The organism is Limnospira sp. PMC 1279.21, assembly GCF_032349615.1.
Classification (GTDB): Bacteria; Cyanobacteriota; Cyanobacteriia; order Cyanobacteriales; family Microcoleaceae; genus Limnospira; species Limnospira fusiformis.
Map to the genome: position 1 here is coordinate 1 of NZ_JARPLU010000460.1, position 806 is coordinate 806.

Annotated in this window: 1 pseudogene; it reads left to right on the forward strand. The window is 40.9% G+C overall.

Going from position 1 to position 806, the window contains the following annotated elements:
- Positions 1–276: 276 nt before the first annotated feature.
- Positions 277–806: pseudogene (locus P5683_RS25425) on the forward strand (hypothetical protein); the annotation flags it as partial.

Genomic DNA, 806 nt, shown 5'->3' on the forward strand with positions numbered 1-806 from the left:
GCGATCGCATTATCGCCATCACTAGGTCATTATGTTAACTTTTGTAACAAAAAATTAAGAAATGTTGCGAAAAAATTTTTTTTGGGGGGGTGGGGTTGCCTTTTTGGGGGGTCTGCGCTATACTTTAGATAATGGGAATAGTTGCATTTTTTTGGCTGCTGCATATATTCTTATTATGAAACGATATGTCAATATCTTATCATGAGTTCCCGGCTGTTGTCAACCCTCACTGGTTGTCTATAATGAATAAAACGATATTTTTTGGGGTTCCCAATTATGGCAGATTACCATATAGAAAATAATCAGGAATGGTGGACCCAGCAATGGTTAGACATTCTGAATCGCTATCGGTTTAAGAAACGATTGGAAAGGGCGAGAAATTATGCGAGACAGGGTAATGTTCTCAATATTGAATTTACTGGTCAGCGGGTTCTGGCGCAAGTTCAAGGGACGCAAGCGGAACCTTATCAGGTGGAATTGTGGTTAGATGCTTTTACGGAGGAAGAATGGGGATATGTGATTGAAACATTATCCCAGCAGGCGATTTTTTCGGCGAAGTTGTTAGCGGGGGAAATGCCTTACAATATTGAGGATGTATTTGCTAAAAATGGCTGGCGGCTATTTCCTTTGAATTTGGATGAAGTACATTCTCGCGCTCTGTTGTCCAGATCCGGCTAACCCCTGTAAGCATATTGGTGCAGTTTATTATATGTTAGGCGATCGCTTTAGTGAAGATCCATGTGTCTTATTTCAACTGCGGGGACGCTTGAAAGAAGAGATTATCGCTAAATTGCGAAATATACGGG